Annotated in this window: 23 protein-coding genes; 21 read left to right on the top strand and 2 right to left on the bottom strand. The window is 73.3% G+C overall.

What is annotated here, in order from left to right; genetic code table 11:
• Positions 1-81: 81 nt before the first annotated feature.
• From OG514_RS31500 to OG514_RS31485, 4 genes are all read left to right on the top strand, one after another.
• A complete protein-coding gene (locus tag OG514_RS31500; RefSeq protein ID WP_266900556.1) occupies positions 82-2,229 on the top strand; it encodes an FUSC family protein in 2,148 nt (715 codons plus the stop codon).
• 305 nt (positions 2,230-2,534) lie between these two features.
• Positions 2,535-3,185 (top strand): response regulator transcription factor, encoded by a 651-nt coding sequence (locus tag OG514_RS31495; RefSeq protein ID WP_266900555.1) that lies wholly within the window; start codon positions 2,535-2,537, stop codon positions 3,183-3,185.
• Complete coding sequence (locus OG514_RS31490) at positions 3,185-3,862, top strand: DUF4255 domain-containing protein (RefSeq protein WP_266900554.1); 678 nt, start codon at positions 3,185-3,187, stop codon at positions 3,860-3,862. Before OG514_RS31495 ends, OG514_RS31490 begins: the two co-directional genes overlap by 1 nt.
• Positions 3,859-5,859 carry an ATP-binding protein gene (locus tag OG514_RS31485; RefSeq protein WP_266900553.1) on the top strand — a complete coding sequence of 667 codons (2,001 nt, stop codon included), beginning with the start codon at positions 3,859-3,861 and terminating at the stop codon, positions 5,857-5,859. The genes OG514_RS31490 and OG514_RS31485 overlap by 4 nt, the downstream gene beginning before the upstream one ends.
• A 90-nt stretch (positions 5,860-5,949) precedes the next feature.
• Here OG514_RS31485 and OG514_RS31480 read toward each other — a convergent pair whose 3' ends face one another.
• On the bottom strand, positions 5,950-7,623 hold the full coding sequence (locus OG514_RS31480; protein WP_266900552.1) for a peptidoglycan-binding protein: 1,674 nt from the start codon (positions 7,621-7,623) through the stop codon (positions 5,950-5,952).
• 399 nt (positions 7,624-8,022) lie between these two features.
• Here OG514_RS31480 and OG514_RS31475 point away from each other — a divergent pair, with 399 nt between their 5' ends.
• The 13 genes from OG514_RS31475 to OG514_RS31415 all read left to right on the top strand — a co-directional run bounded on the left by OG514_RS31475 (position 8,023) and on the right by OG514_RS31415 (position 22,610).
• Positions 8,023-9,612: a phage tail sheath subtilisin-like domain-containing protein gene (locus OG514_RS31475; RefSeq protein WP_266900551.1), complete on the top strand. Its 1,590-nt coding sequence runs from the start codon at positions 8,023-8,025 to the stop codon at positions 9,610-9,612.
• A 93-nt stretch (positions 9,613-9,705) separates the two neighbouring features.
• Positions 9,706-10,149: a phage tail protein gene (locus tag OG514_RS31470; RefSeq protein WP_073814308.1), complete on the top strand. Its 444-nt coding sequence runs from the start codon at positions 9,706-9,708 to the stop codon at positions 10,147-10,149.
• Positions 10,149-10,568: a hypothetical protein gene (locus tag OG514_RS31465; protein ID WP_266900550.1), complete on the top strand. Its 420-nt coding sequence runs from the start codon at positions 10,149-10,151 to the stop codon at positions 10,566-10,568. Before OG514_RS31470 ends, OG514_RS31465 begins: the two co-directional genes overlap by 1 nt.
• Positions 10,565-10,717, top strand: a complete 153-nt coding sequence (locus OG514_RS31460; RefSeq protein ID WP_266900549.1) for a DUF6760 family protein — start codon at positions 10,565-10,567, stop codon at positions 10,715-10,717. Before OG514_RS31465 ends, OG514_RS31460 begins: the two co-directional genes overlap by 4 nt.
• Positions 10,718-12,964: 2,247 nt before the next feature.
• A complete protein-coding gene (locus tag OG514_RS31455) occupies positions 12,965-13,759 on the top strand; it encodes a hypothetical protein (protein ID WP_266900548.1) in 795 nt (264 codons plus the stop codon).
• Positions 13,760-13,812: 53 nt separating this feature from the next.
• A complete protein-coding gene (locus tag OG514_RS31450; RefSeq protein ID WP_266900547.1) occupies positions 13,813-14,250 on the top strand; it encodes a phage tail protein in 438 nt (145 codons plus the stop codon).
• A 1-nt stretch (position 14,251) separates the two neighbouring features.
• Positions 14,252-14,992 carry a LysM peptidoglycan-binding domain-containing protein gene (locus tag OG514_RS31445; RefSeq protein WP_266900546.1) on the top strand — a complete coding sequence of 247 codons (741 nt, stop codon included), beginning with the start codon at positions 14,252-14,254 and terminating at the stop codon, positions 14,990-14,992.
• Positions 14,989-16,803 carry a VgrG-related protein gene (locus OG514_RS31440; RefSeq protein WP_266900545.1) on the top strand — a complete coding sequence of 605 codons (1,815 nt, stop codon included), beginning with the start codon at positions 14,989-14,991 and terminating at the stop codon, positions 16,801-16,803. Before OG514_RS31445 ends, OG514_RS31440 begins: the two co-directional genes overlap by 4 nt.
• A gap of 46 nt (positions 16,804-16,849) precedes the next feature.
• Positions 16,850-17,248 carry a GPW/gp25 family protein gene (locus tag OG514_RS31435; protein WP_030317086.1) on the top strand — a complete coding sequence of 133 codons (399 nt, stop codon included), beginning with the start codon at positions 16,850-16,852 and terminating at the stop codon, positions 17,246-17,248.
• Between the two features lie 10 nt (positions 17,249-17,258).
• Positions 17,259-19,247, top strand: coding sequence for a putative baseplate assembly protein (locus tag OG514_RS31430; protein ID WP_266900542.1), 1,989 nt, complete (start codon positions 17,259-17,261; stop codon positions 19,245-19,247).
• Positions 19,244-19,834, top strand: a complete 591-nt coding sequence (locus OG514_RS31425) for a phage tail protein (protein ID WP_266900540.1) — start codon at positions 19,244-19,246, stop codon at positions 19,832-19,834. Before OG514_RS31430 ends, OG514_RS31425 begins: the two co-directional genes overlap by 4 nt.
• A gap of 5 nt (positions 19,835-19,839) precedes the next feature.
• Positions 19,840-21,099: a zinc ribbon domain-containing protein gene (locus OG514_RS31420; protein WP_266900538.1), complete on the top strand. Its 1,260-nt coding sequence runs from the start codon at positions 19,840-19,842 to the stop codon at positions 21,097-21,099.
• A 107-nt stretch (positions 21,100-21,206) separates the two neighbouring features.
• Positions 21,207-22,610 (top strand): hypothetical protein, encoded by a 1,404-nt coding sequence (locus OG514_RS31415; protein WP_266900536.1) that lies wholly within the window; start codon positions 21,207-21,209, stop codon positions 22,608-22,610.
• On the opposite strand, the gene OG514_RS31410 is transcribed toward OG514_RS31415, so the two are convergent.
• Complete coding sequence (locus OG514_RS31410) at positions 22,607-22,984, bottom strand: MFS transporter (protein WP_266900534.1); 378 nt, start codon at positions 22,982-22,984, stop codon at positions 22,607-22,609. The two genes, OG514_RS31415 and OG514_RS31410, sit on opposite strands and share 4 nt — an antisense overlap.
• Positions 22,985-23,126: 142 nt before the next feature.
• Here OG514_RS31410 and OG514_RS31405 point away from each other — a divergent pair, with 142 nt between their 5' ends.
• From OG514_RS31405 to OG514_RS31390, 4 genes are all read left to right on the top strand, one after another.
• On the top strand, positions 23,127-24,170 hold the full coding sequence (locus OG514_RS31405) for a phosphotransferase enzyme family protein (protein ID WP_266900532.1): 1,044 nt from the start codon (positions 23,127-23,129) through the stop codon (positions 24,168-24,170).
• Positions 24,171-24,251: 81 nt separating this feature from the next.
• Positions 24,252-24,737 (top strand): NUDIX domain-containing protein, encoded by a 486-nt coding sequence (locus OG514_RS31400; protein WP_266900530.1) that lies wholly within the window; start codon positions 24,252-24,254, stop codon positions 24,735-24,737.
• A complete protein-coding gene (locus OG514_RS31395; protein ID WP_266900528.1) occupies positions 24,734-25,372 on the top strand; it encodes a methyltransferase domain-containing protein in 639 nt (212 codons plus the stop codon). The genes OG514_RS31400 and OG514_RS31395 overlap by 4 nt, the downstream gene beginning before the upstream one ends.
• Positions 25,372-26,124 (top strand): NUDIX hydrolase, encoded by a 753-nt coding sequence (locus OG514_RS31390; RefSeq protein ID WP_266900526.1) that lies wholly within the window; start codon positions 25,372-25,374, stop codon positions 26,122-26,124. The genes OG514_RS31395 and OG514_RS31390 overlap by 1 nt, the downstream gene beginning before the upstream one ends.
• Positions 26,125-26,136: the final 12 nt, after the last annotated feature.

Here is a 26,136-nt window from a genome sequence, read left to right as displayed (position 1 = left end):
CCCGAGGCCGCTCACCCGGCCGGCAAGGGGGCCGGACTGCCGCCACATGCCGGACCGGGCGTCCCGGTGGATCCTGGGGGTATGGGTGGCACTCCAGGGGTGCGGCCGTCGAAGGCCCGGCTCCCGCCCGCCTACGCGGCTGCCGTACGGCGGTCGGTACGCGTCACGCTCGCGGGTACCGCCGGTTTCTACCTCTTCCTGTACGGCTTCGACTCGGCCGTCGCCGCCACGTACGCGCTCTTCGCCGCGGTCGCGATGGCGGGTCTGTCGCACATCCCCGGCACCGGGCGGCAGCGCGCCGCGACCCTGCTGCCCGTGGTGCCCGCCTGCTGGGTCCTCATCACGATCGGCACCTACCTGTCCGTACGGACGTGGAGTGCGGTCCTCGGCATGCTGGTCGTCGGATTCGTCCTGACCTTCATGGCCGTGGGAGGGCCCCGGCCGGCCGGGGCCGCTCCGGGGCTCCAACTGATGTACATCCTGCCGTCCTTCCCGCCCTACGTCCCCGAGTCGCTCGGCGAGCGGCTGGTGGGAGCGACGGTCGGTCTGGCCCTGCTGATCCTCGCCGAGGCGTTCCTGCTGCCCGATCGCGCGCCGCGTGTCCCGTACCGCGAGCTGGCCGCCCGGGCCGCCGACCGCGCGGGACGCTGCGCCGACGAGCTGGCCGCCGCCCCGTACACGCTCGGCAACGCGGCGCTGCGGGCCGCCCGGGAGCTGAGCGGTGGACTGCGGTCCTCACGGGTGCCGGAGGCGGAACGGCCCGCGGGTCCGGGGGTCAGGGCCCGGGCCCTGGCCCACACCGGTCTGGCCGCCCGCACCCTCCTCGCAAGGCTGACGTCGCTCCCACCGCTCTCCGGCGACCCCGCGGTGGGCCGGGCGGGGCCGGAGGTCCTGCTCGCGGTGCGCGACGCGTCCCGGGAGACCGCCTCCCTGCTGCGCGGCCGGGACGCGGTCGCCGGGGCCAAAGACGCCCGCTCCCGGCTCCAGGAGGCCCGTCAGGCCTTGGCCGCGGGCGCCGAGCCGGATGCCGCGGCCGCCGCGTTGCGCCGCCACGCGGCGGTCCTGGAGGTGGCCGACGCCGCGCTTGCGATGTCCATGGCGGCGGAGATCGCCGTCCGGGGCAGGGCCGCCCCGGCGGCGGCCCCGGGGCGGTTCTGGTACGCGCGGATGCGGGCGCCCCAACTGTGGTGGCGGCGGCTCTCCGGGCATGCGGGACAGCGGTCGGTGTTCTTCCAGAACGCGGTGCGCATCGCTCTGGCGCTCGCGGCGGCCCGGACGATCGCCGGCCTCGACACGCTTCCGCACGGATTCTGGATGCTTCTCGCCACGCTCACCCTGACCCGTACGACGGCGCGGGAGACCAGGAGCACGGTGCGGGTGGCGCTCACCGGGACCCTCGTGGGGGCGCTCGTGGTGGCCGCGTTCCTTGCCCTGGTCGGGACGGACACGACGGTGTACGCCGCCGCGCTGCCTCCGCTGATGCTGGTCGCCTTCACGCTGGGGCCGGTGAAGGGAGTGGGGTGGGCCCAGGCGATGTTCACGATGGTCATCGCCCTGGTCTTCGCCCAGCTGGCCCCCGCGACCTGGCGGCTCGCCGAGTTCCGGCTCCTCGACGTGATCGCGGGCAGCGCGGTCGGCGCCGTGTTCGGGCTGCTCGCCTGGCCCCGGGGCGCCCACGACGAGTTGCGGCGGTCGGTGGCGACGATGCTCCGGAGCGCCGCGGAGACCGTGGTGGCCACGACCGCTCAGCTCGCCACGGGCGGTGCGCGTGCCCCTGTGCCCACCGCGCCGGGCCACCGGTCCCTGCAGCACGCCCTGATCATGGCGGAAGCGGCGTACGCGCAGTACCGGAGCGAGCCGAAGGAGCTGAACGCGCCGCCGGACGACGCACGGGACTGGCAGGCCGCCCTGATGTCCGGCCACCACACCCTGTGGGGTGCGGACCGGCTGCTCGTGCCGCCCGAGCCGGCTGTGGTCCCGCCCCTGCCGCAGGAGCCGGCCGAGGCGGTCACCCGGATCGGCGACCGGGTGGCCGCGGGCATGCTGCTGGTCTCCGCCCGTCTGGACCCCAGCGGTGACACGCCCGGCGCACCGGTCGCCCTCGGCGCACGCGCCTTCTCCGACTTCGACGCCGAGCCACCGGGTGCTCCTCGGCCGTACTACGCGGCCGTGGAGTGGCTGGATTCGCTGATGACGGACGTGGAGCGGATCGCAGACGGCCACAAGTGAGCTGAACCACATGAGGATTGGCTGTTCAGGCCCTGGCGCACTGGTTCTGAACGACGACAGCGATGCGTTAGCACGGCGGCAGCGGGACGTGAGCGGCGCACGGGAACCTGGAGGGGACCACCGTGGCCGGCGAGCCGGCCACGGACAGCACCACAGCAGACCGGTAAATCAGCAGACCACGGGGACCTCACCATGCGTGCCGACCATCGGCCGGAAGACGACGGAGCGGTCGCCTCGGCGGCCGCGGCCGGGCGTCCCGGCCGCGCCCGGGCGTCGAGGCGAGTGAGAAAGAGCAGGTAGCGGAAGTGCTCACCAAGCGGGTGACGGTGACCGTCCACGCATCCGACCCACTCAGTCGGGCCGGCCTCATCAGCCACTTGCGGCACCAGCCGACCATAGACGTCGTTCCTGACCAGGACGACGGGTGCCGGGACGCCCCGGCGGTGGCGGTGATGCTCGCGGAACGGATCGACGATCCCACCACGGCCGAACTGCGGCGCCTGCTGCGAGGGAGGGACCAGCGGGTCGTGCTCGTCGCGCGCGAACTGCGCGAGCCCGACCTGCTGGCCGTGGTCGAGTACGGGGTGCGGGCCATCATCTGGCGCCATCAGGCCACCGAGCAGCGGCTGTTGAGCGCCGTGCACAGCGCGGCACGCGGGGAGGGAGAGCTCCCGCCGGATCTCGTCAGCCGTCTCCTGAACCAGGTGGGCCGCTTGCAGCGGGCGACGACGGCGGGCGCGGCCACCGGTGGGGCGGCGCCGCTCTTCGGGATGGCGCCGCGTGAGGTGGACGTCCTGCGGCTGCTCGCCGAGGGCCTCGACACCCGCCAGATCAGCGAGAAGCTCGCCTACTCCGAACGCACCGTCAAGAACATCCTGCACGCGCTGATGACGCGTCTGCAGCTCACCAACCGGGCGCATGCCGTCGCGTACGCGCTCCGCGAAGGCTACATCTGATGATCCATGAGATAGACGAGGCGCTGCGCCGTCTGCTCACGCCCGCCGTCACCGGCGACGTCGCCTTCGACGCGCCGACCCGTGACTGGGCGGCCCGCCGCAACGCCCCGACCCTGAACGCCTATCTGTACGACATCCGGGAGGACGTGGCCCGGCGGGAGCGCGGCGCCTACGCCGAGTGGGACTCGCAGGGCATCGTGACGCGCAGGCGTCAGCCGCCGCGCTGGTTCCGGCTCTCCTACCTGGTGACCGCCTGGACCTCCCGGCCCGAGGACGAGCACCGGCTGCTGTCGGGGGCGATGGCACTGCTGCTCCCCCACGAGGTGCTGCCCAGGGACGCCGTACCGGAGTCGGTGCGCTCGATCGCCACCTCCCTTCCGATCTCCGTCGCGGTCCCGCCCGCCGAATCGCGCTCGCTCGCCGACATCTGGTCGGCGCTCGGCGGTGAGCTCAAGCCCTCGCTCGACGTCGTGATCACCACTCCGTTCCCGGTCACGCCGGTGTACGAGGTGGCCCCGCCGGTGACCGAGGCGGAGATCGTCGTCCGTGGCATCGCCGGTGAGCCCGCCGCGTCCAGGCCCCGGATGATCCGGCGCCCGGTGAGCAAGGAGACCGGGGAGAGCAAGGAGAGCGGCAGTGCTGTCGCCGGATCGCGGGACGGGGGCGGCGACGCATGAGCGAGCCTTCCGTCGTCCTCGACTCCATCGAGGCCCTGCGCGCACGTGTCGCCGCGCTCGTGGACGCCCGGAGTGCCGGGGACCCCACGGCCGGCGATCCCCTGCGCGGGCTCTACGTCACCGAGGAGGCGGCCCGTCGGATCGCCACGGGGCCGGGTGGGCGCGAGGGTCACGACGTCGGCGTCCCGCTGCCGGACCTGGGTCGGGACGATCGGCTCGGCGCGCTCGCGCAGGCGTTCGCGTTGTCCTCGCTCGACGCGCACATCCTGCTCGCGGCGCTCGCGCCCGACGTGGACCGGGGTTTCGAGGCGCTGTACGGGTATCTCAACGATGACGTGGGGCGGCGGCGCGCCACCGTGGCGCTCGCCCTCGACCTCGCGGGTACCGGCCCCTACGACCCGGTGGGCCGTGACCGTTTCCATCCGGCGGCGCCGCTGCGCTCCGGGGGGCTGCTCGACGTCGAGGACGAGGACCGGCCGCTGCCGGGGCGGGCGCTGCGCGTACCGGAGCGGGTGGTGGCGCACCTGTTGGGTGACGACACTCGAATGGATCCCCAACTGGCGGGGGTGGGCGTGGAGTTGCTGACACCGTTTTCCGCCGGTGCGGTGTCGGACGCGACCCCCTCCCCGCTCGGCGCTCGTGTCGCCGCTGCCGGGCCCGTCACGGTCCATCTGCGGGAGCGGGTCCCCGGGGCCGCCACCGAAGACGTGGTGGCCGCACTGCTCGGCGCCGGGCGGCCCGTGCTGCGGTACCGGCCGGAGTCCGTCGACGTGGTGGTGGCGCGGGCGCTGCTGCGCGAGGCCCGGTTGCGCGGAGCCGCCGTGGTCGTCGAGCCGCTGCCGTCGCGGCCCGGACCGCTGGTGCGGGTACTCGCCTCGTCCGGTACGACGGTGGTCCTCGCCGGCGGTGAGGCGCCCGACCCCGGATGGGCGCCGGACGCGGAGCTCGTGACCCTTGAAGCACCGGACGCCGGGGCGGGACCGGCCGGTCTGTGGCATCGCGAACTCGATTCGCTGGACGGCGACTTCGATCTGACCGAGGCCACGGCTCCGTACCGCCTCAGCGGTGATCAGATCCGTCGTGCGGCGCGGGCGGCACGGGCTCTCGCCGCGTTCGAGGGCACCGCGGTGACCCTGGCGCAGGTGCAGCAGAGCGCTCGGCTGGTCTCCGCGCCGCTGCTCGACAGTCATGCGCGGCGGATCCGGCCGGCGGTCGGATTTCCCGATCTCGTCCTTCCCGAGGAGCCGTTGGGGCTGCTGCACGAGCTGACCGGCCGGGCCCGCAACAGGGACCGGGTGCTCGGCGAGTGGCGGCTGCGCACCGGTGGCGGGCGGGGGCGCGGTGTCGTCGCGCTGTTCGCCGGGGAGTCGGGCACCGGCAAGACGCTCGGCGCCGAGGTGGTGGCGGGCGAACTCGGCCTGGACCTCTATGTGGTGGACCTCTCGTCGGTGGTCGACAAGTACATCGGCGAGACGGAGAAGAACCTGGAGCGGATCTTCGTCGAGGTGGACCGCACGGACTGCGTGCTGCTCTTCGACGAGGCCGACGCGGTCTTCGGCAAGCGGTCCGAGGTGAAGAGCTCGCACGACCGGTACGCCAATCTGGAGAGCGCGTACCTGCTTCAGCGTCTTGAGGCGTTCGACGGGATCGCGGTGCTCACCACCAACCTGCGGGCCAATATCGACGACGCGTTCACGCGCCGGCTCGACCTGGTCGTGGACTTTCCGTTCCCGGACCCCGAGCAGCGGGTCTCGCTCTGGCACTCCTGCCTCGCGGGCACCCCGAAGGCGGAGGACGTGGAGGAGGAGATCGTCCGCTGCGCCAAGGAGTTCGAGCTGGCGGGCGGTGCGATCCGGTCGGCGGCGGTGACGGCCGGGTATCTGGCGGCTGCCCGTGGTTCGGCGGTGACCGGCGAGGACGTCCGGGCCGGGGCGCGGCGCGAGTACCGGAAGGCGGGGCGGCTGGTCCCGGACGCGGGGGCGCCCTGGGCCCCGTAAGGATGTGAAGGGCTGAAGCGGCAGCCGAGAGGGGGCCACCCGGTGCGGGTGGCCCCCTCTCGTGCGCTGTCGGATCCCTTGCCCGTCAGGTCACATGACGCTTCCGCCGACCATCATGCGGATGGTGGCCCAGTCGGCCGTGCCGGTCGGGGACAGTCCCACGGCCGTCTGGTACTGGCGTATGTGCTCGGCGACGCTGCTGTCGTACCGGGTGGGCGTCTGCTTGCCGGTGCGGAAGTAGTCGATGCCGATCCGGGCGCGCACACGCGCCTTGTCGAGGTCGCTCGAACTGAACTGACGGTTGTACGCCCACCAGAAGGCCGCCATCAGCTGGGTGGTCTGCATGGTGCTCGAACCGGACTTCACCGAGTCGGGCGTGATGCGCTGGGCCCAGAGGGAGGTGAGGGTGGCCCGGCCGAGCTCGCCTTCCTTGTCCGTCTTGAGGATCGCGGCGGAGTTCTTGTTGTTGTTGACTCCGTCGTCCTCGACGGCGTGCTGGTAGCAGGCGATCGAGGCGCGGGTCCGCGCGTCGATCACACCGGGGCTCCAGCCCGGCTTGAGCGTGCACGCGTTGTTCCCCAGGGCCGCGAGGCGTTCCTGGGCGAACTCGACGACCGGGTCCTTCGGGTAGCCGGTGCGCCACGGCGGCACGGTGACCTGCTCGGCCGGCGCGGTCGGGGTCAGGGGCTGCTGGACCCCGCTGTCACCGGGGTCCTGGCCGCCTTCGGTCGGGTCGTTGCCACCGCCGCCTCCACCGCCACCGCCGTTGCCGCCGCCTCCGCCTCCGGGGGCGCCGCCGTCGGTCGGTCCGCCGCCGCCCGGGCCGTCACCCGTCCCGTCGTCTCCGCCGCCCGGAGGCGGCCCGTCGTCCGTGAGGGGAGGAAGGGAGCCGGGCGGCGGCCCGCCGGGGGTGGGTCCTCCGGACTCGCCGGGCGGCGGCGGTGCGTCGGGGAGCGTGTCCCCCTTGCCCTGCGGCGCGGGCCTGGGCGCGTTGGTCGCCCGGATCTCCTTCGCCGCGCTGACGATCGTGGGGGAGAAGTTGATCCAGAGCACGATGAAGGCGATCACGGCGGTCAGCAGGAGTCCGCCGGCCACCACGAGCCAATTCCCGAAGACGGGGCGTTGGTCGAATGTCGCGTCGAGGTCGAGGGCGGTGTCGTCGCCGGCCCGCCGTACGGCCACGGTGAACCGGTGCGACTCCTCGGCCCCGGTCCATCGCACGGCCTGCGGTCGCACCACGAGCTCGCCGAAGGCGGCGCGGCCCGGGGCGATCTGTACGGCGTTCGGTGTCACGTCGAAGGTGAGCCGGTTCGCCTCGTCGCGCGCCACGAGGGACGCGGTCAGCGGGATGTTGCCGAGGTTGTCCACGGCGATCCGGGCGCGTCCGCGGAAGCGGCCGAGGAGGGCGGGCGGCAGTAGTTCGGCGCGGGTCTCGGTGAAGGGCGTGATGGTCAGCCGGCCCTCCACCACGTCTCGGGCGCCGGCGTTCTCGCGGGGGTCGACACGGATGCCGTACGCGACGGGCCCTGCCTCCACGTCCGAGGAGCGGGGCGGGGCGAAGGAGATCTCGGCGGTTCCCTCGCTGCCCGGGTAGAGGCGGAGCACGTCCGGCTCGATCCGGGACCAGCCCGAGGGTTTGCCGACGAGGGAGAGGCGGTATTCCTCGACGGTGTCGCCGGTGTTCCGCACCCGCAGTCGGGCGCCGGCCCGTGCTCCGGGCTCGACGGTCACCTCGGCCGGGTCCAGAGAGGTCCACATGGTCATGGGCGAACGTTAAGGGCGCGGGGGCGGTGTCCGGCTGCCCGAAAGTCCCTGCTCGGGGGCAGCGCGACGTGCCCCGGCGGCCCGTCGGCGGGTGGTGGGCCGCCGTAGCGCCCGGGCCCGGGGTCCCCGGCGCACGAACCGCGGGCCGGACGTCGGGTGTCCGATGTCCGCGAGGGCAATCGGCCCTGCCCTCGTGAGCGCCCCTTCTCCCCTGCTCGGGGCGGCACGGTTCGGCGAGAGTCGGAGACGTACGACCGCTGTCCACGGTCGGGGGGAGGGCGAGCGGGACGAGGTCGAGCACCGCAGCACGCCGGACGCGGGCAACCGCACGCCCCACGCTGTGACACCGCCGAGCCACCGCATTCCGCAGAACCACGCTCTCCGAGGAGAACACGCACCATGCCCACGTACCTGTCCCCCGGCGTCTACGTCGAGGAAGTCGCCAGCGGCTCCCGTCCCATCGAGGGCCTCGGAACCTCCGTCGCCGCGTTCGTCGGGCTCTCGCCCGTCGGGCCGCTCAACGAGCCCGTGCTCGTCACCAACTGGTCCCAGTACGTGGCGTCGTTCGGTGACTTCACGGACGGGTACTACCTCGCCCACTCCGTGTACGGGTTCTTCAACAACGGCGGCACGGCCGCGTACGTCGTGCGCGTCGGCGGCGGGGACGCACAGGGCGCCACGCGGGCCGTCGGATCGGCAGCGGCCGCCGTCGCCGCCGCGCCGCAGCTCGTCTCCGGTGAGGCCGTCGCGCTCGGCACCTTCAAGGTCGCCGCGATCGCCGCCGGATCCGAGGCGGGCGGGGCACTCACCGTCGAGGTGCAGGACGTCGAGGGCGAGACCGAGCGCTTCAAGCTGGTCGTCAAGGACGGCGAGAAGGTCGTCGAGAGCTTCGACGCCTCCGCCAAGAAGAGCGCCCGCAACTACGTCGTCGCGCAGGTCAAGCAGCGTTCCAAGACCATCGTCCTCGAAGAGGCCGTGGCCGGCGGGCAGCTCGCCAAGCCCGACGCGCAGTCCGTCACCCTCGCCCCGCCCGTGCAGATTCCGGCGCAGGTCGACGTGCGAGCCGACGTCGCCGCCGCCCTGGAGTCCGGGCAGTTCATCGGCGACTCCGCCGACCGCACCGGCTTCGGCGGTCTGGAGGCGTACGACGAGATCAACATGGTCGCCGTGCCCGACCTGATGGCCGCCTACCAGCAGGGCCTCATCGACCTGGAGCAGGTCAAGGCGGTCCAGATCGGCCTCATCGCGCACTGCGAGCTGATGGGCGACCGGATGGCGATCCTCGACCCGCCGCCGTCGCTCAACGCCCGTGACGTCCGCAAGTGGCGTCAGGAGATCGCCGGTTACGACTCCGCGTACGCGGCCCTCTACTACCCGTGGATCAAGGCATTCGACCCGGCGAGCGGGCAGACCCGCACGGTTCCGCCGTCCGGCCACATGGCCGGCGTCTGGGCCCGCAACGACGCCGAGCGCGGAGTCCACAAGGCCCCCGCCAACGAGATCGTGCGCGGCGCGGTCGACCTGGAGCTCCAGATCACCCGCGGCGAGCAGGACCTCCTCAACCCGATCGGCGTGAACTGCATCCGCGCCTTCCCGGGCCGCGGCATCCGGGTGTGGGGCGCGCGGACGCTGGCCTCCGACCCGGCGTGGCGCTACCTGAACGTCCGCCGCTACTTCAACTACCTCGAGGAGTCGATCCTCGTCGGTACCCAGTGGGTCGTCTTCGAGCCGAACGACCAGTCGCTGTGGGCCCGTATCCGCCGCAACATCTCCGCCTTCCTCGTCAACGAGTGGCGTCAGGGCGCCCTGTTCGGCCAGCGTGCCGAGGACGCCTTCTACGTGAAGTGCGACGCCGAGACCAACCCGCCGGAGTCCGTCGACCTCGGCCGCGTGGTCTGCGAGATCGGCATCGCCCCGGTGAAGCCCGCCGAGTTCGTGGTCTTCCGGCTCGCGCAGATCCAGGGCGGTGGGGGCGAGCTGGAGGAGTAGTCCTCCCCGTCCCTCTCGTCGCCCCGCCCCCTTGTGACCTCGGGTCCGTGCGCCTGTCGCGCGGATCCACCCCTTGAACAGGAGTGAACCCCCATGTCCCTCGACACCGGTGACGCCCTCACTACCCACAATTTCGGCCTGCAGATCGACGGCGTCATGGTCGAGACCCTGCAGGAGATCAGCGGCCTCTCGATGGAGCAGGACGTCATCGAGTTCCAGCAGGTCTCGGCGGACGGCAAGCCGATCATCAAGAAGCTGCCCGGAGTGAAGAAGGCCGGCGAGTGCACGGTGACCCGCGGCGCCACCCAGTCCGCCGCCTTCACCGAGTGGATCACGTCCTCCATCGCGGGCGACATGGGCTCGGCCCGCAAGGACGCGTCCATCATCTTCCTGGACTACCAGCTCACCGAGGTGAAGCGGTACAACCTGCGCAACGCCTGGTGCACCAAGGTGGAGCTGAGCGCGACCAAGGCCGGCGACGCCGCGGCCCTGACCGAGCAGGTCACCATCACCTTCGAAGAGCTGACGCTCGGCTGATGCGACGCGAGGGATCGGCGGGAGCACTGCAGGGCCGCCAACAGGAGCCGCTCCGGACGGAGTTCGAGTTCGAGCTGCCGCGCGGGTTCGTCGACGAGGCGGGCACCGTGCACCGCAACGGGGCGATGCGGCTGGCCACGGCCAGGGACGAACTGCTCCCGCTGCGGGACATCCGGGTCCGCGAGAACCCGGCGTACCTGTCCGTGGTGCTGCTCGGCCGGGTGATCACCCGGCTCGGCACGCTCCCGTCGGTCCACGACGGGACGGTGGAGAACATGTTCGCCTCCGACCTGGCGTTCCTCCAGGACTTCTACCGGCAGATCAACGCGGAGGGCCACACCAGGGCCGCCGTCGCCTGCCCGCACTGCGAGGAGTCCTTCGAGGTCGAGCTGGCCGGGAGCCGCCTGGGGGAATCGTGACGTACGCGGCCGACCGGATCGAGGAGGAGACCGCGTACCTCGCCTTCCATTTCCACTGGGGCATGGACGACATCCTCGATCTGGAACACGCGGACCGGCGGAAGTACGTGGCCCAGGTGGCCTCGCTGGTGGAGCGGTCGCAGGCGTAACAGCAGGGCAGGGAAAGGAGGTTGGAGGAGACAGTGGGGATGTTCGGGAAGTGGCGGGCGTCGCGCGGATCGCGCGGTTCGCACAGCGCGGAGGCCGGTGCGTCCGCCGAGAGCGTGGCTCCCGTCGCGCCCGCGGCGGCGCCCGGGGATGCGTGGCGGGGGTTGCCGCCCGTACAGCGGGTGCTGGACGCCGGTCCGCGCACGGTCTCGGAGCACGGCTTCGCCACCTCGCTCGCGACCCACTGGAACCCCTCCTTCCACACCGACCTGGGCCATGGGGCGGTACCGGACGCGCCCGGCGGCGTGATGCTGGACGCGGTACGTCCCGTACCCGTACGGGAGTCGGCGAGCACCGCCGATACGGCGGAGCTGCCGGGGCTGCGGCTCCCGGTGGCGGGCTCAGCGGCGGGCGCTGGACCGGCGGCGGAGTCCGCCAGGCCTTCGTCGTCCGCTGCGGCCGCGGGCGGCATCGGGCCGTCGGCCCCGGGCGCGCATCCGCATGCGGGCAGTCGTGGCGCCGCGCCGTCGGCTGTCCAGCGCGTGGCCGCGGCGCCGGACGGTCGGAGCGTGGCGACCCCTCGTCCCGTACGGAGTGAGTCCGCCGGTCCCGTACGGGGCGTGGCGCCGGCCGCTCCGGTACGGAGTGGCGGCACGCAGCGGGCGACGGCGGCCTCGGGTGCGTCCCCGTCCGCGCCTCAGACGGTTCAGCGTGCCGCCGCGCCCGCCAGTGGTCCGGACCGGGCTGCTCGGACCTCTGCGGCCCCGGGCGCGGACAAGCCTGGTGCGGCCACGCCGTCCGCCGATGCTCCACGCCCGGGCCCCGTACGCCCCGCGCCCGTCCGACGCTCGCCGCTGGTCACCGCCCGGCCCGTACAGCCGCCCCGGCAGCTCGCCCCGGCCGGTGCCGCCCGGCCTGCCGGCACCACTCCCGTCCAGCGGGCGGCGGAACCTGCCCGTACACCCCAGAGCGCGGCGCCGCCCAGGCCCGCGCCCGTCACCGCCGCACCGGAGCCCTCGGCTGCCGGGCGGCCCCAGAACGTCCCGGGCCCCGCTTCCCCCGTAGCAGGGCCCGGGACTCCCGACGGCGCGCCGAGCACTCCGGTGCAGCGGCGCCCTCCCGTACGGCGCTCGCGACGCGCCCCGGGCGCCGACTGGAGCACGACGGCTTCCACGCCGCCGGTTGCCCCGGCGGCCCCGGCGGCCCCCGTGGCTCCGACGGCCCCCGCGGCCCCGGTGGCCCCACGACCGCAGGCGAGCCCTGCCGGTCCTGCGTCGGCAACCGCTCCCGCCGGTCCGGCGGCTCCGAAGGCTCCGGCACCGAAGAGCAGTTCCACCGCACCCACCGGGCCTCAGGCACCGCGACCCAAGGCTGCTTCCACCGCTCCGGCAGGGCCCGCAACCCCGGTGGCCAGGACCCCCGTCACGCCCTCGCCCCCGGCGGCGGCACCCAAAGCCGGTCCCGCCGCACCCGCGCACCCCCCGACACCGGCGTCACCGGTCGCTCGGACCCCCGCCACTCCCGCAGCCCCGGCAACCCCTGCCCCCTCGGCTGCCACCTTGCCGACAACCAAGGCCACGCCCGCACCTCCCACCACTCCCACCTCGGCGGCGGCCCCCGCGAGCCCGGCAGCCCCGGCTCCCCTGATCGCTCGGGCCCCCGCCACCACCCCCGCAACCCCGGAGGCCCCGGCAGCCCGGCCGAACCCGGCCACCGCTACTCCCCCGGTCCGGCCGGGACTCGGTGCACCCGTTCAGCGCGCCACCGCCGAAGCACCGGCACCGCGGGCGAACCCCGCACCGCGACGCTCCCCGATCGGCGCGCCGATCACGCGTGCGTCCACGAGCCCGGAGACCACCGCCCCTCCGGTCAAGGCTTCGCCCGCCCCTGGCCCCCCCGCCGTGCCCGCCCCTCAGCCGGTCGGCCCGTTCCCCACTGCCCCGCTGCCGGCGCAGGCGCCCCCGCGGGCCGCCGCGGCCCCGAGCCCGGCCGCACCCGCGCCCCTGCAGCGATCGACCGCGCACAAGCACCAGGCACCGGCCGTCCCCTCAACGACTTCGGCGCCTCAAGCCGCCGCAGCCGGTCACCCTCCGGCCACGCCGGCTCCCCCCGTCGTCCAACGCGCCACGGCCGCATCCCGACCCCAGAGCCCCGCCCACTCCCCCCTTCCCCCGTCGGTCACCGGCCCGCACACCCCGTCCGCCGCGCAGCCGCCCGTCCGCGTACCCACCGCCAGGCCCGCCACGCCCGTGGTCACGGTCACCGACCTCCCCCGAGCCACCGCGCCCACCGTGCAGCGCAGGGCCACCCTTCCGCTCGCCACCAACCGGCCGCTCACCCCGAGTCTGCCGAGCAGCGCGAACGCGCCCGCCCATCCCCGTAACTCCCACAGCCCGGTCGGCCGCACCTCACCCGGGTACCAGCCGACCGCGCCCGCGCCCGTTCCTCTCTTCTCGCCGACCGCCGCCGCCCCCGCCCCTTCCGTACCGACCGCCTCGACTCCCTCGACTCCCTCGACTCCCTCGACTGCCTCGACTGCCTCGACTGCCTCGACTGCCTCGACCGTGCCGACCACCCCCACCGTCCAGCGCGCTGCCGTCGCACCTCTCACCTCCCCCCGTCCGGTCGTCCCCCTCGCCCCGCCCTCCGCCGCGCGGCCGGTCGCCCGGCCAGTGGTCGTCCAGCGTCAGAGCGCTCCCGAGGCCGGCCCGGCAGCCGTGACCGCGTCGAGGCCGGCCCCGCCCGTGGTGACCCCGGCCCCGAACCCGGCCTCGCTCTCGACCTCGACTCCGACCTCGCTCCAGCGGACCTCGGCCACCCCTGCTCCGGCCCCGCACGCCCCGCGCGTCACCACGGTCAGCCGGAGCGCATCCGCCGAGGTCTCCGTACAGCGTTCTCCCGGCCCCGCCCCCGCCGACTCCGAATCGCCCACCCAGCTGGACGAGTTGGCCCGCCGTCTCGTCACCCCGCTCTCGCGGCTCCTCCGCGCCGAGCTCCGTGCCGACCGCGAGCGGGTGGGCCGCCTCCGCGACCACGGCCGCTGACCGACCGCCCGTCAACCACCACCACAGACCGACGATCCGAGAGACCCGCCACCATGCCCCAGCAGCTGGACCCCGCATCCACCGTCTTCTTCAAGCTCACCATCGACGGCGAGGACCTCGGCCTGTTCAACAGCTGCGACGGTCTCGCCTCGGAGGTGGAGGTGGAGCAGCGCCGGGAGGGGGGCAACAACGGCTTCGTCTGGCAGCTGCCCACCCGCGTCACGTTTTCCACCATCCGTCTCACCCGCCCCCTCACTCCCGAGACGGCACAGGTCGCCGCCTGGATCTCGTCGCTCGCCACGGGGATCACCCGTCCGACCGCGCAGATCGCGGCGCTGCGTGCCGACGGTTCGACGGTCGCCCAGTGGGGCCTGGTCGAGGTGCTGCCGGTCCGCTGGACGGGGCCGACGCTCGACCCGGCCAACCCGGCCGTCGCGACCGAGACCCTGGAGATCGCGCACCACGGCTTCACCGACGCGGGAGGCGCCTGAGATGGCCCCGTCCTTCGGCGGGCTGACGGCCAGCGGGCTCTCCCGCGCCTCGCTCGCCATCCACCAGCCGCCGACCGACCTGTCCAGTTCGTACGGCGGGAAGCTCGGCGAGGTGAAGTTCGAGTTCAATCCGGACCAGCTCCAACTGAGCAGGTCCGCGCACTGGTTCACCGAACAGGCCGTGGCGTACGACCGGGGTGCGCCGCCGAAGTTCACCGGCAGCGAGCCGGCCCAGCTCCAGCTGGAGGTGTTCCTGGACCGCTCGGGTGATCCGTCCTCCAACGACGTGCAGCAGCAGGTGGAACTGCTGCTCTCGTGTTGCGAGGTGACCCAGCAGAGCATCGCCGCGAAGGCGCCGTCGCCGCCGTGGGTGCAGTTCTCCTGGGGGTCGTTCTCGACCGTGCAGTTCGTCGCGTACGTGACCTCCGTGTCGGCGACGTACACCCTTTTCAGCCCCAGCGGCATTCCGATCCGCGCGACGTGTTCGCTCTCCCTCACCGAGATCTCCAGCGCGACCAAGAAACAGAATCCGACGTCCGGCGCGCTCTCGGCCCGCCGGGTGCACCGCACGGTCGCCGGGGACTCCCTCGCCTCCCTCGCCTGGCGCGAGTACGGCGACGCGACCCGCTGGCGTGTCATCGCCGAGGCCAACCGCATCGACGATCCGATGCGGCTGCGGCCCGGCACGGAACTGCTGCTCCCGTCCACCACCGAAACGCCGGAGACCGAGGGCGCCTCATGAGCGAGAAGACCTTCACCACCGTCCTCCACGTGCAGCTCGACGGCACGCCGCTGCCGGACCCGCTCGCGGTCCGCCTCACCGAGGGCTGGGTGGACGCGAGTGTCAATGTCCCGTCAGCCTTCCAGCTGACCTTCAGCGACAAGGACGGCACCCTCACCACGAAGTTCCCGTTCCTCAAGGTCGGCGCGATGGCGGTGCTTTCGCCCTTCACCGACGGGAAGCTCGGCGAGCCCATGCTCACCGGCGAGGTCACGGCCGTCGAGGTGGACGCGGCTCCCGGCCACGGCCGGTATCTGATCGTGCGCGGTTACGACCCGGGCCACCGTCTGCTGCGCAGTCGGCGCGTCGAGGGCTACCCGAACATGACGGCGTCCGACATCGTCCGGAAGCTCGCCGGACTCAACCGCATTCCGCTGGGCAAGATCGACGCGACTCCGACGGTGTACGAGCTGGCGACCCAGCCGAACATCACCGACTGGGACTTCCTGTCCCGGCTCGCGCGGGAGAACGACGTCCGGCTCTCCCTCGACACGGCGGGGCGCCTGGTGTTCGCCGCGCTGCCCCCCGCCTCCTCCGCGCCCGCCGACACCACGCCGGCCGCGGCGAGCCCGTACGTCCTGGACTTCGGGAGCAACACCCTGCAGAGCCGGGTGTCGGTCACCGCCGCCGGGCAGGTCGGGAAGGTGGACGTGCGGGGCTGGGATCCCCGTACCAAGCAGGCGCTCTCCTCGCCGACGCCCGCCGTGGCGAGCAAGGAGATCGTCTCCGACATCACCCCCGCGCAGCTCTCCGCCCCGTTCGGTCCGGCCGAACTGGCCGCGACGGACACGCCGTTCACCACCCAGTCGGAGGTGACGCAGGCGGCCACGGCGCTCGCCGACGACGTCACGGGTTCGTTCGCGGAGGTGGAGGTCGCCGTCACCGGCAATCCGTCCCTGAAGCCGGGGCAGCCGGTGGCCGTGAAGGGCGCGGGCTTCCCCTTCGAGGGGCGTTACACGGCCACGGGTGTGCGTCATGTCTTCGCGTCCGGACGGCAGTTCGCGACCTGGCTGACGGTGTCCGGCCGGCAGTTCCGTTCGCTGTACGGGACGGCGTCCGGCGGCGGTGAAGCGGCGCCGCCCATGCCCGGTGTCGCGGTCGCGCTGGTCACCAACACCAAGGACCCGCTCTCGCTCGGCCGGGTCAGACTGCGTTTTCCGTGGCTCTCGGCGACGTACGAGAGCGGCTGGTGCCGGGTCGCCCAGCTCGGCGGACGCGGTGGCGGGGGCCTGATGCTTCCCGAGGTGGACGACGAGGTGCTGTGCGCCTTCGACCGGGGTTCCCTTGAACACCCGTATGTCCTGGCGGGGTTGTACAACGGCGTCGACAAGCACACTCCGGCGACCGACCGGGTCCCGCCGGTCGATCCGACCAGCGGGCGGATCCAGTGGCGCGCTCTGACCTCCCGTACCGGCCACACCGTGGAGCTGCGCGAGGAGGGCGGCCGGACGCGTGCCTCGCACGGCATCCGGCTGCGCACCGCGAAGGGCGGTCTGAGCGTCGAGCTGAACGAGGCGCGGACCACTCTCACCATCGACAGCGACGGCACCGTCACCATCTCGGGGGCGCGGGGGGTCACGGTCGAGTCGGGGATGGATCTGACGCTCTCGGCCAAGGGGCGGATCAAGCTCGACGCGGGGCTCGGCGTCGACATCAAGGCCGGGGCGAAGTTCAAGGTCTCGGCACTGACGCAGGCCGTCGTCAACGCACCGTCCTTCGTCACCTCGACCGTCCCGATGCCCAATCCCGTCGTGGCGAACCTGCCGTTCTGATGACCGCCCCCGCCCCTTCCCGTGGAATCCAGAGGAGGACCTTCCCTTGAGTGAGCACTTCGTCGGCGCGGGCTGGGCCTTCCCGCTGCGGACCGGCCCGAGCGGCTCCATCGCGCTCGTCCGGCGCGATCGGGAGATCGAGGAGTCGATGCGGCTCGTCCTCGCCACGGCGCCGGGCGAGCGGCCGATGCGCCCCGAATTCGGCTGTGCGGTCCATGAGTTGGTGTTCGCTCCGGTCAACGATTCGACGATGGGCCGGGTCCGGTACGAGGTGATGTCCTCGCTCGACCGCTGGGAGCCGCGCATCGACGTGGAGGAGGTCACGGTCTCTCCCGCCCCCGGGGAGCCGACCACCCTCTTCATCGACATCCGCTACCGGGTGCGCGGTGCCAACAACCCGCGCAACCTCGTCTTCCCCTTCTACGTCATCCCCTCCGAGGACTGAAAGAGCCGCCATGGCCCTGCCCGCACCCCATCTCGACGACCGCCGCTTCCAGCAGTTCGTCGACGACGCCAAGCGCTACATCCAGCAGGCGTGCCCCGAGTGGACCGACCACAACGTCTCGGACCCGGGTGTCACCCTGGTCGAGGCGGTCGCGCACATGGCGGACCAGCTCGTCTACCGCCTCAACCGGGTCCCGGAGAAGAACCATCTGGCCTTCCTCGACCTGCTCGGGGTGACCCTGTTCCCACCCGCCGCCGCCCGCGCCGACATCACCTTCCGGCTCTCGGCGCCGCAGCCGGAGCCCGTGGTGCTGCCTACGGGCACGGAGGTGTCCACGGGGCGCACGGAGACGGAGGAGGCGGTCGTCTTCGCGACGTCCGCCGATCTGACCGTCGTGCCGTGCTCGTTGACCCATCTCCTGCGCCAGGAGGCCGGGGGCTCGCCCGAGGACCGCTCGCAGGATCTGCTCGGCGGTGAGGACGTCCCCGCCTTCTCTCCGCTGCCGCGCGTCGGTGATCTGCTGCTGCTCGGGCTCTCAGCGGCCGTGCCGGACTGTGTGCTCGTCCTCGATCTGGACAGCCGGGTGGACGGCGTCGGTGTGGACCCGCGCAGGCCTCCGCTGGTGTGGGAGGCGTGGACCGGGTCCGAGGGCTGGGTCGTGTGTGAGATCGACGAGGACTCCACGGGCGGGCTCAACCGCCCGGGCGAGGTGGTCCTGCACATGCCGTCCGGTCACGCGGTCTCCCGCCTCGGGGGGCACGAGGCGGGCTGGGTGCGCTGCCGGGTGGTGGAACCCGCCGCGGGTCTGCCCTCGTACAGCGAGTCGCCGACGGTACGGGCGGCGGGGGCGTTCACCATCGGCGGGACGGTACGCGCGGCGCACGCCGAGGCGGTACGGAACGAGCAGCTCGGCGAGTCCGAGGGCGTCCCCGCGCAGCGGGTGCGGCTCGCGCACGCGCCGGTCGTGGACCGGCCGCCGCTGCTGCTCCAGGTCGCCGAGCGGGCGGACAGCGGCATGGACGAGGAGGACCCCGAGGCCGGCTGGCAGGAGTGGACCGTCGTCCGCGACTTCGCCTCCTCGCGTCCCGGTGACCGGCACTTCACCCTCGACGCGACCACCGGGGAGATCGCCTTCGGGCCGTGTGTACGTCAACCGGACGGCACGTTGCGGCAGTTCGGGGCGGTGCCGCCGAAGGGCGCGGCGATCCGCGCGGTCCGTTACGGGACCGGTGGCGGCCGGGCGGGCAACGTGGCCCGGTCCACGATCACGGTGCTGCGCAGCTCGATCCCGTACATCGCGCGCGTGGAGAACCGCGAGGCGGCACGGGGAGGGGTGGACGGGGAGACCGTCGAGGAGGCCAAGTCCCGGGCGCCGATCAGCCTGCGGGCACAGGAACGGGCGGTCACCGCCCGGGACTACGAGGAGCTGGCCCGACGGGCGGCGCCCGAGGCCGCCCGTATCTCCTGCCTGGCGGCGGACGCGGCCGAGGCGGGTGACAACGCGGTCCGGGTCCTGGTCGTGCCGCAGGCCGTTCCGGACCGGGGCGGCCGGCTGCGGTTCGAGCAGCTCGTCCCGGGCGAGGAACTCCTGTCCCGGGTCACCGGTTTCCTCGACGAGAGGCGCCCGCTGGGCACCCGGCTCGCCGTCGGACCGCCGTTCTACCAGGGGGTGACGGTGGTGGCGACGCTGCACTCCTTCCGGGCGGCCGAGGCGGAGCGCGTACGCGCCGACGCGCTGGACACGCTGTACGCGTACCTGGACCCGCTGACGGGCGGGGCGCACGGTGAGGGTTGGCCGTTCGGGCGTCCGCTGCGGGCCGGTGAGGTCTTCGCGGCGCTACAGCGGGTGCCGGGCGTGGAGCTGGTGGACGAGGTCCTGCTGCATCCGGCCGATCCGCTGACCGGCCGCAGGGGTGACACGACGGACCGGATCGAGCTGGCGCCGTCCGCGCTGCTCTTCCCGTTCGACCACCGTGTCCGTGTGATCGAGGCGCGGTGAGCGGGTCCGCGCGGGGGACGGTTCCCGGGCTCGCGACCCCGTACCCGCTGGGTGCGGCGCTGCCCGCCGTCTACGCGGAGGACGACTTCGGGCAGCGGTTCGTGTCCGGCCTGGACGTCGTCCTCGCTCCCCTCTTCAACGTCCTCGACTCGTTGGAGGCGTACTTCTCGCCCGCGCTCGCCCCCGCCGATTTCGTGGACTATCTCGCGACCTGGGTCGGCGCGGAGCTGGACGGCGACGAGCCGCTGCCGCTGCGTCGGCACGCGGTCGCCTCGGCCGTGGCGCTGCACCGGGTCCGGGGCACCCGGCAGGGTCTGGCGGCCGCGGTCCGGCTCGCTTTCGGCGTTCCTCCGGAGATCACCGAGAGCGGGGGTGCGAGCTGGTCGGCCGCGCCGCTCGGCCCGTTCCCCGGGGCGCCGGTGGCCGGGCTGCACGTCGTTCTCCGGGTCGCCGACCCCGCCTCCGTCGATCCGCACCGACTGCGCGCGGTCGTGGCCGCGGCCCGCCCCGCGCACCTGCCGTTCACGGTCTCGGTGACGACCTCCCCGCCGCCGGTGACCTCTTCCCGTACATCCGAAGGAGCTTGACCCTGATGAGTGACGCGTCCCAGTCCCGTCCCTGCCCGGACTGCGCGAGCCCGGTGCGTGCGGTGGACCAGTCGTTCTGTGACAGTTGCGGAGCGTTCCTGCGCTGGGACAGCCCGGCCGGAGCGGCGAGCACGGAGAGCGGGTCCGCCGCCGCCCCGTCCGCCGTGTCAGCGTCGTCCGCCCCGTTCGCTTCGGAATCCGTGGGGACGGTCCGGGAGGAGCCGGACACCTCGTCGGCGGACGCAGCGCCGCAGCCCGCCGCCGCGGAGGGTCCGGCCGACTCCCCCGCCGAAGTGACGGACGACCGGTCCTCCGTCGGGCCCGAGGAAGTGACCGCCCCGCTGCCCGCCGTGGCTCCCGCCTCGGAGGCACCCGCGCCCGCGCCCACCCCCGTACCGGAGGCGAGTCCGGCGACCGAGGGGCCCTCGGACACGCTCGTACGGTCCCTCCTCGTCCCGGTCCCCGGGAACAGGGCCGCGGAGCCCGCCGTCGCCGCGCCCGTGCTCCCCGCGCGTCCGGAGGCCGCCCGGCCGACGGTGCGGGCCGCCGGCGCGCCCGCCCCCGTGCAGGGCGGCACCCCCTGCCCGGCCTGCTCGCTCGCCAACACCCCGGGCCGTCACTTCTGCCGTTTCTGCGCCACCCCCATGGTCCCGGAGCAGCTCTCCACGGCCGAGGGCCCGTACGCGGGCCGACGTCCCGGGCTCGCCCGCGACCGGAGCCGCTGGATCGTCCGCGCCCTGATCGTCACGGGGATCGTGGTGGTGGTGGTCGGCGGCATCGTCGGCGGCCCGCCGGCCGTCCGCGCGGTCCAGGACCACTTCGCCAAGCGGGTTCCGGTCCACCCCGTGGCCTGGGCGGCCTCCCACTCCGCGCCGAAGCAGGACGCGAGGCTGGCGGGCGACGGGTACTCCAACACCTGGTGGGGCACCGGGTACGCGGGTGACTCGGCCGGACAGTACATGGAGGCCCGGTTCGCCGAGCCGACCGATCTGCTGAGCGTCCTGATCACCCCCGGCAGCTCGAAGAACACCACGCAGGCGGACGGCCAGGCGACTCCGCGCACGTTCGAACTCGTGGTCAAGGACTCCTCGGGCGAGACGCATGTCTCGCAGCACCTCATCAACGACGGCGGCACCCAGCGGGTCGACGTGCGGGTGCGGGACGCGCTGACGGTGCAGTTGGTGCTGCGCACGGCGTGGCGGGCCGATCCCACGAAGCAGGTGGCCGTCGCGGAGCTGGAGTTCTTCGGCAGGTCCGTGTCCTGACACCCCGTGAGAGCGGGGAACGGCCGGAAATCACGGCGGGACCCCTTCTCAGGCGCCGGACCGGGAAGAACGATGATCCCTGGGGTTCCTGACTGAAGGAGGGGTGCATGCGCAGTTACACGGGCGTGCTCATCGGCAATCTGATCCTCGCCTCGTTCGCCGGTCTGGCCGGACCGGTGTTCCTCGTCGTGGGGTACGTCGCCTGGGTCGAGGGTGCCGAATGGTTCTGGGTGGCCGGCGCGTTGGGCATCGGCGCGGTGGGAACGATCATGATCCCGTTCTCGGCCGTCAGGAGCGCGGGGCAGGAGTTTCCCCGGATCACGCGGCGGAGCCGTACGCGGGACGCCGGCCTCGCGTACGGGGACGACACCTCGGTGGTGTGGGCACCCCGGTCCCCGCAGGGTGCGCCGGGCGCGCGGTTGGTGAGAGCGGATGTCCTGGAGGCGTCGTTCGTGCGGTACAGCCCCGAAGGGGGTGCGACGTTCACGACGTACGGGGGCAATCACGATCCGGCGGAATTCAAGGCGACGGTCGAGCTGAGATTGTGGGTCCACGACGGGGAGGACTCCGGCCGGGGTTCCGGGGGACGCGAGGTCACCGAAGAGGTCCAGGTGCCGTCCCTGTGCCTGTCGGCGATCACGGCGGGGCGCCTGGCCGTCCTCGTCGATCCCCCCGAGGCGCCGACGCCGGGGAGGGTCACGGTCCTCTGGCCGCGCAGCCTCCTCCTCGCCGGGACGAGAACCTGCCGGGTGATCGACCTCGACGGACGCATGACCGACGTGACCCGTCACGCCCGGCGTCAGCTGGAGCAGATGCGGATCTCACGGTCGGTCGGCGGCGTCGTGATGGACGGCGACCTCATCGACCTCCGGCTCCTCGACGCGGCCACGGCGGCCCGGTACGCCGCCGTGGCCCGCGACGTCACCGAGGAACGGGCGCCGGTGACCGAGCCGGGCGAGGAGGCACGTTGGCTGGCGGAGTTCCTCCCGGGTGGCGAGGGGACCTTCGGCTCCGTCCCCCGCCGCTGGTCGCGCCGCGGTGGGCACCTGGTACTCGCCCGCTTCCTGGCGCTGCGCGGGCGGACCACCTTCCAGGACCACGGTCCGGTCCTGGACACGTTGCTGCGCGTCCGTCCGGCGGACGGCTCTCCCGCGTACGACGTGACCCGGCGTCTCACCGTCCCGATGAACTACCTCACGGTCCTTCACCACACGAGGGACGTCGTCCTCCGGGTCAGCCCGAACGGCAGGTCCCAGGTGGTCGACTGGGCCCGCACCCATCTTCTCGCCGGCGTCACGACGGCCCGGGTCATCGCGCCGGACGGTCGTGTGATCCCCCTGCCGAGACGCTCCGCAGCCCTCTGGCCCCTGATGAACCTGCTCGTCACCCACGGCATCTCGAACCCGAAACCGGTCCTCGACCTCCGCAAGCCCCGGATGCACGCGGTGTCGGGGGCGGTGATGGAGATGATCCGGGATGCGGGAGTGAGGGAGGGCGAAGCCCGGCTCTAGGCGACTCTGCGGCGCAGGGCCAGGAGTGGGCCGATCGCCAGCAGGAGGGCGAGGGCGGCGAAGCCGTAGGTGAGGGTCGTGACCGTCGCGACGGCGGCGACGAGCAAGGGGCCGCCCGCGTCGCCCAGTTCTCGGCCGAGTTCGGCCGAGCCCATGGTCTGCCCGAGCCGCTCCTGCGGGGTGCCGGCCGCGAGGGCGGCGAAGCCGAGCGGGGTGATCAGGCCGGTGCCCGCGCCGATGAGGGTTGCCCCGGTCAGCACCCCGAGGAGTCCGGGCAGCATCGCGCAGCCGAGGCCCGCGGCGGTGATGAGGAGTCCTGCCGTCAGACCGGTGCGGGTGGTCAGACGCCCCTCGTCCAGGGCCCGGCCCGCCACACGGCTACCCGGTGTCGTGTCGGCTCGGCGGGCAGCTCGATCACGAGGACCGGCCACCGTACCCCTGTGTTCTCCGCTGTCACGCCGTGGTCGGTGACGGTGTCGGTACGTATATCGCCGGGCGCAGCGGGAAGGCTGGGTCGTGACCATCAGCTCCCGCTCGCGACTCGACCGAGTCACGCTCCTGCTCGCCGGCGAGTTCGGCATCGTTCCGGCCTCCCTCGCCGAAGGTCCGTCGGGTACCGCGACCCGCAACTACGTGGCGGAGACCGCCGCGGGCGACCGCTGGTTCGTGAAGACGTACGCGGCCGGGACGGATCTCGGACGGGCCGAGAGCGCGGCCCGGCTGAGCGAGTACGCCGGGCTCTGCGGCGTGCCCGTGGCTCGGGCCCGCCCGGTCGTCGACCAGGAGCGGCTGGTCGCCTCGTACAAGGGCACGGCCCTCTCCGTGACGGCGTACGTCGTCGGGGCGGTCACGGCCGACGGACAGCTCGCGGGCCGGAGATGGGAAGCCGTCGGCTCGGCGATCGGACGTCTGCACCGGGGCCTGGCCCGCCACCCGCTCGGCCCGCCCACGCTCGGCGTACGGGATCGGTCCTTCGACCCGGCGCGCGCCCGCGTGCGGCTCATGGACCTGGTGCGCCGGTACGAGGCGGAGCCGCCGCGCAGCAGCTTCGAGCAGTGGGCGTCGAGAGTCGCGGGGGAACGGCTTGCCGCCTTGCCGCTCGTGGAACGGCTGCTTGAGAAGGCTCCGCCGGAGACGACCTCGCAGATCGTGCACGGGGACCTGTCGGGCCCGAACGTACTGCTGCGCGGTGACCACGTCGCCGCCGTGATCGACTTCCACCCGCCGGCCCGGCGCAACCCGGTGTGGGAGCTGGGGCGCCTCGCGCTCGACCCGCGCACCGTGCTGACCCACGCGGACTGGCCGGAAGGTCTCGCCCGGCTCGCCGCCGCCTACCACGAACTGCACCCGACACTGCCGGTGGAGGAGCTGGTGAGCGTGGTGCGGCTGACGGCGGCGTACCTCGGGTGCATGGTCTATCCCTTGAACACCGTCGCCGACGGGCTGGGACCGGTCACCCCGTCCCTGGAGGCGTACGCCCGAAGTCGCGTCCTGGCGGCGGTCGTACTGCGCGAGCGGCTCGACGAGGCGGAGGAGGTCCTCCGCGACCACCTCAGGTAGCGCGCGCCTTCTCCTCGGTCCCCGTCACCCGCTCCCCGAAGTCCCCGTCACCCGCTCCCCGACCCACGTGAGGTACCGCCCGTGTCACCCACCCCTCCCGACGGCTCCGACCAGAACACCGCGCACCGGGACGGAACCGTGCTGCACGTCGTCGGCGTGCACCTGTTCCTGGAGCGCGACGGCAAGGTACTGCTGGGGCTTCGCCACCCGGATTCCGCGTTCGCGGGGAACACCTGGCACTTCCTGGCCGGGCACTGCGAGGCCGAGTCGGCCGTCGCGTGCCTCGTCCGTGAGGCACGGGAGGAAGCCGGGCTCGTGATCGAACCCGGCGACGTCGAACTCGTCCACGTCGCCCACGTCGTGGACCGGCCCGGGGAGCGGCCGCGCATGCAGCTGGTGTTCCGCGCCCGCCGGTGGCAGGGCACGCCGCGGCTCCGTGAACCCGACAAGTGTCTGGCGTGGAGCTGGTGGAGCGCGAAGGAGCTGCCCGAACCGATCGTCCCGTACACGCGTGTGGCGATCGAGGGCGTTCTGGCGGGCCTGACGTACTCGGAGGTGGGGTGGTGACGCCCGGCCGCGACGGTGACGCGGTGACCGACGGCCTCACCGTGGAATGCGCCGTGGACTTCGCCGCCGTCGGGGGGCGATTCGTCGAGGCCGACGTGCTCTCGCTGCCCTTCGGGGAGGAGCACTTCGACGCGGTGTGCTGTCACGGCGTCCTGATGTACCTGGAGGAGCCCACCGAAGCGGTCGCCCGGCTTTCCGGGCTGGTCGCGCCCGGCGGGGTGCTGAGCGTCCTGACCAGGAATCGGCGGTCGATCGGTGCGCGTGAGGCGCTCCGGGGAGCGTACGAGGAGGCGCGGGCGCTCATCGAGAGCGGCAGCGACGCCAGCATCGGCAATCTCGGTCTGCGCACCCGGGGCGACACCCCCGAGGCCCTGGACGCACTGGCACGTGACCACGGCCTGGTCCCCCTGCCGTGGCAGGGCGTACGGATCTTCCACGACCATCTGGACGACGGCTGGCGCCCCGGGGAGGACGCCTACCCGGCGGCGCTGGAAACCGAGTGGACCGCCTCCTGGCGCAGCCCGTTCCGCGATCTGGCCCGCCTCGTGCACACCGTGGCCCGCCGGAGGTCGGAGGGCTCGGATGGACTCCGTCCTCGTTCTCTGCCCGCCCCCGACGATAGGTCTCGCCCGTGATGAGTGACCGTCCCAGCCGGCTCGGCCCGATCGCGCCCGTCGAGTTTCTCGACGCCCGCCGGATCACCTTCGTCGAACATCCGCCACCCGTGTTGTCACCGGCGGAGCGGAAGGAGATGGACCGGATCTGGGTGGGTACGCAGGCCCGTGACCCCGACACCTTCGACGGCCCCCTGGTCGCGAGCCTGGGCATCGAACTCCCCGCACCTGGTGCGCTGGTGGCGCGGTGGGCGCGGGTCACCTACCGCTACCGGGCGCTGCGTCGGCTCCGGCCTCCCGAGGACGTGCCCGGGTCGGTGTACGTCACCGTTCTGCTGCCCACCGAGGCCGGTCTCGTGGTCGGGCGGGGGTCGCCCTCCACCGCCGCCCCCGGCGGCTGGTCTCTTCCCGGGGGCTCGGTGGAGCCACCGGAGGAGGGTCGGCCCCTCGATGCGGGAGCCCTGCGGCGGGAGGCGGTGCGTGAGCTGGCCGAGGAGGTCGGGCTCCGGATCGCCGAAGAGGAGTTGCGGTTGTTCGCGGTCACCCGGGGACGCCGGTTCGGCAGCCTCGGCTTCCACTTTCTCGCCCCGCCCGTGGCCCGCGCCCTCGTGCTCCGTCGCCATGCCGAGATCGTCGCCGCGGAGACCGGGCGTGGCGCCGGGCCCGAGCTCGACGCGGTGGCCTTCGTGGGCTCGCCTGCCGAGGCGGCCCGCCTCGGCCCTGGCGCGGACTATCTGCCTCAGGTCCTCCGCCGGTTCGGCGACTCGGTCTGAGCCCGCACCCGG

Source organism: Streptomyces sp. NBC_00572, from assembly GCF_026341815.1.
Taxonomy (GTDB): domain Bacteria; phylum Actinomycetota; class Actinomycetes; order Streptomycetales; family Streptomycetaceae; genus Streptomyces.
Note: the sequence above shows the minus strand (reverse complement) of the source record. Positions and strands in the feature narration are given on the sequence as shown.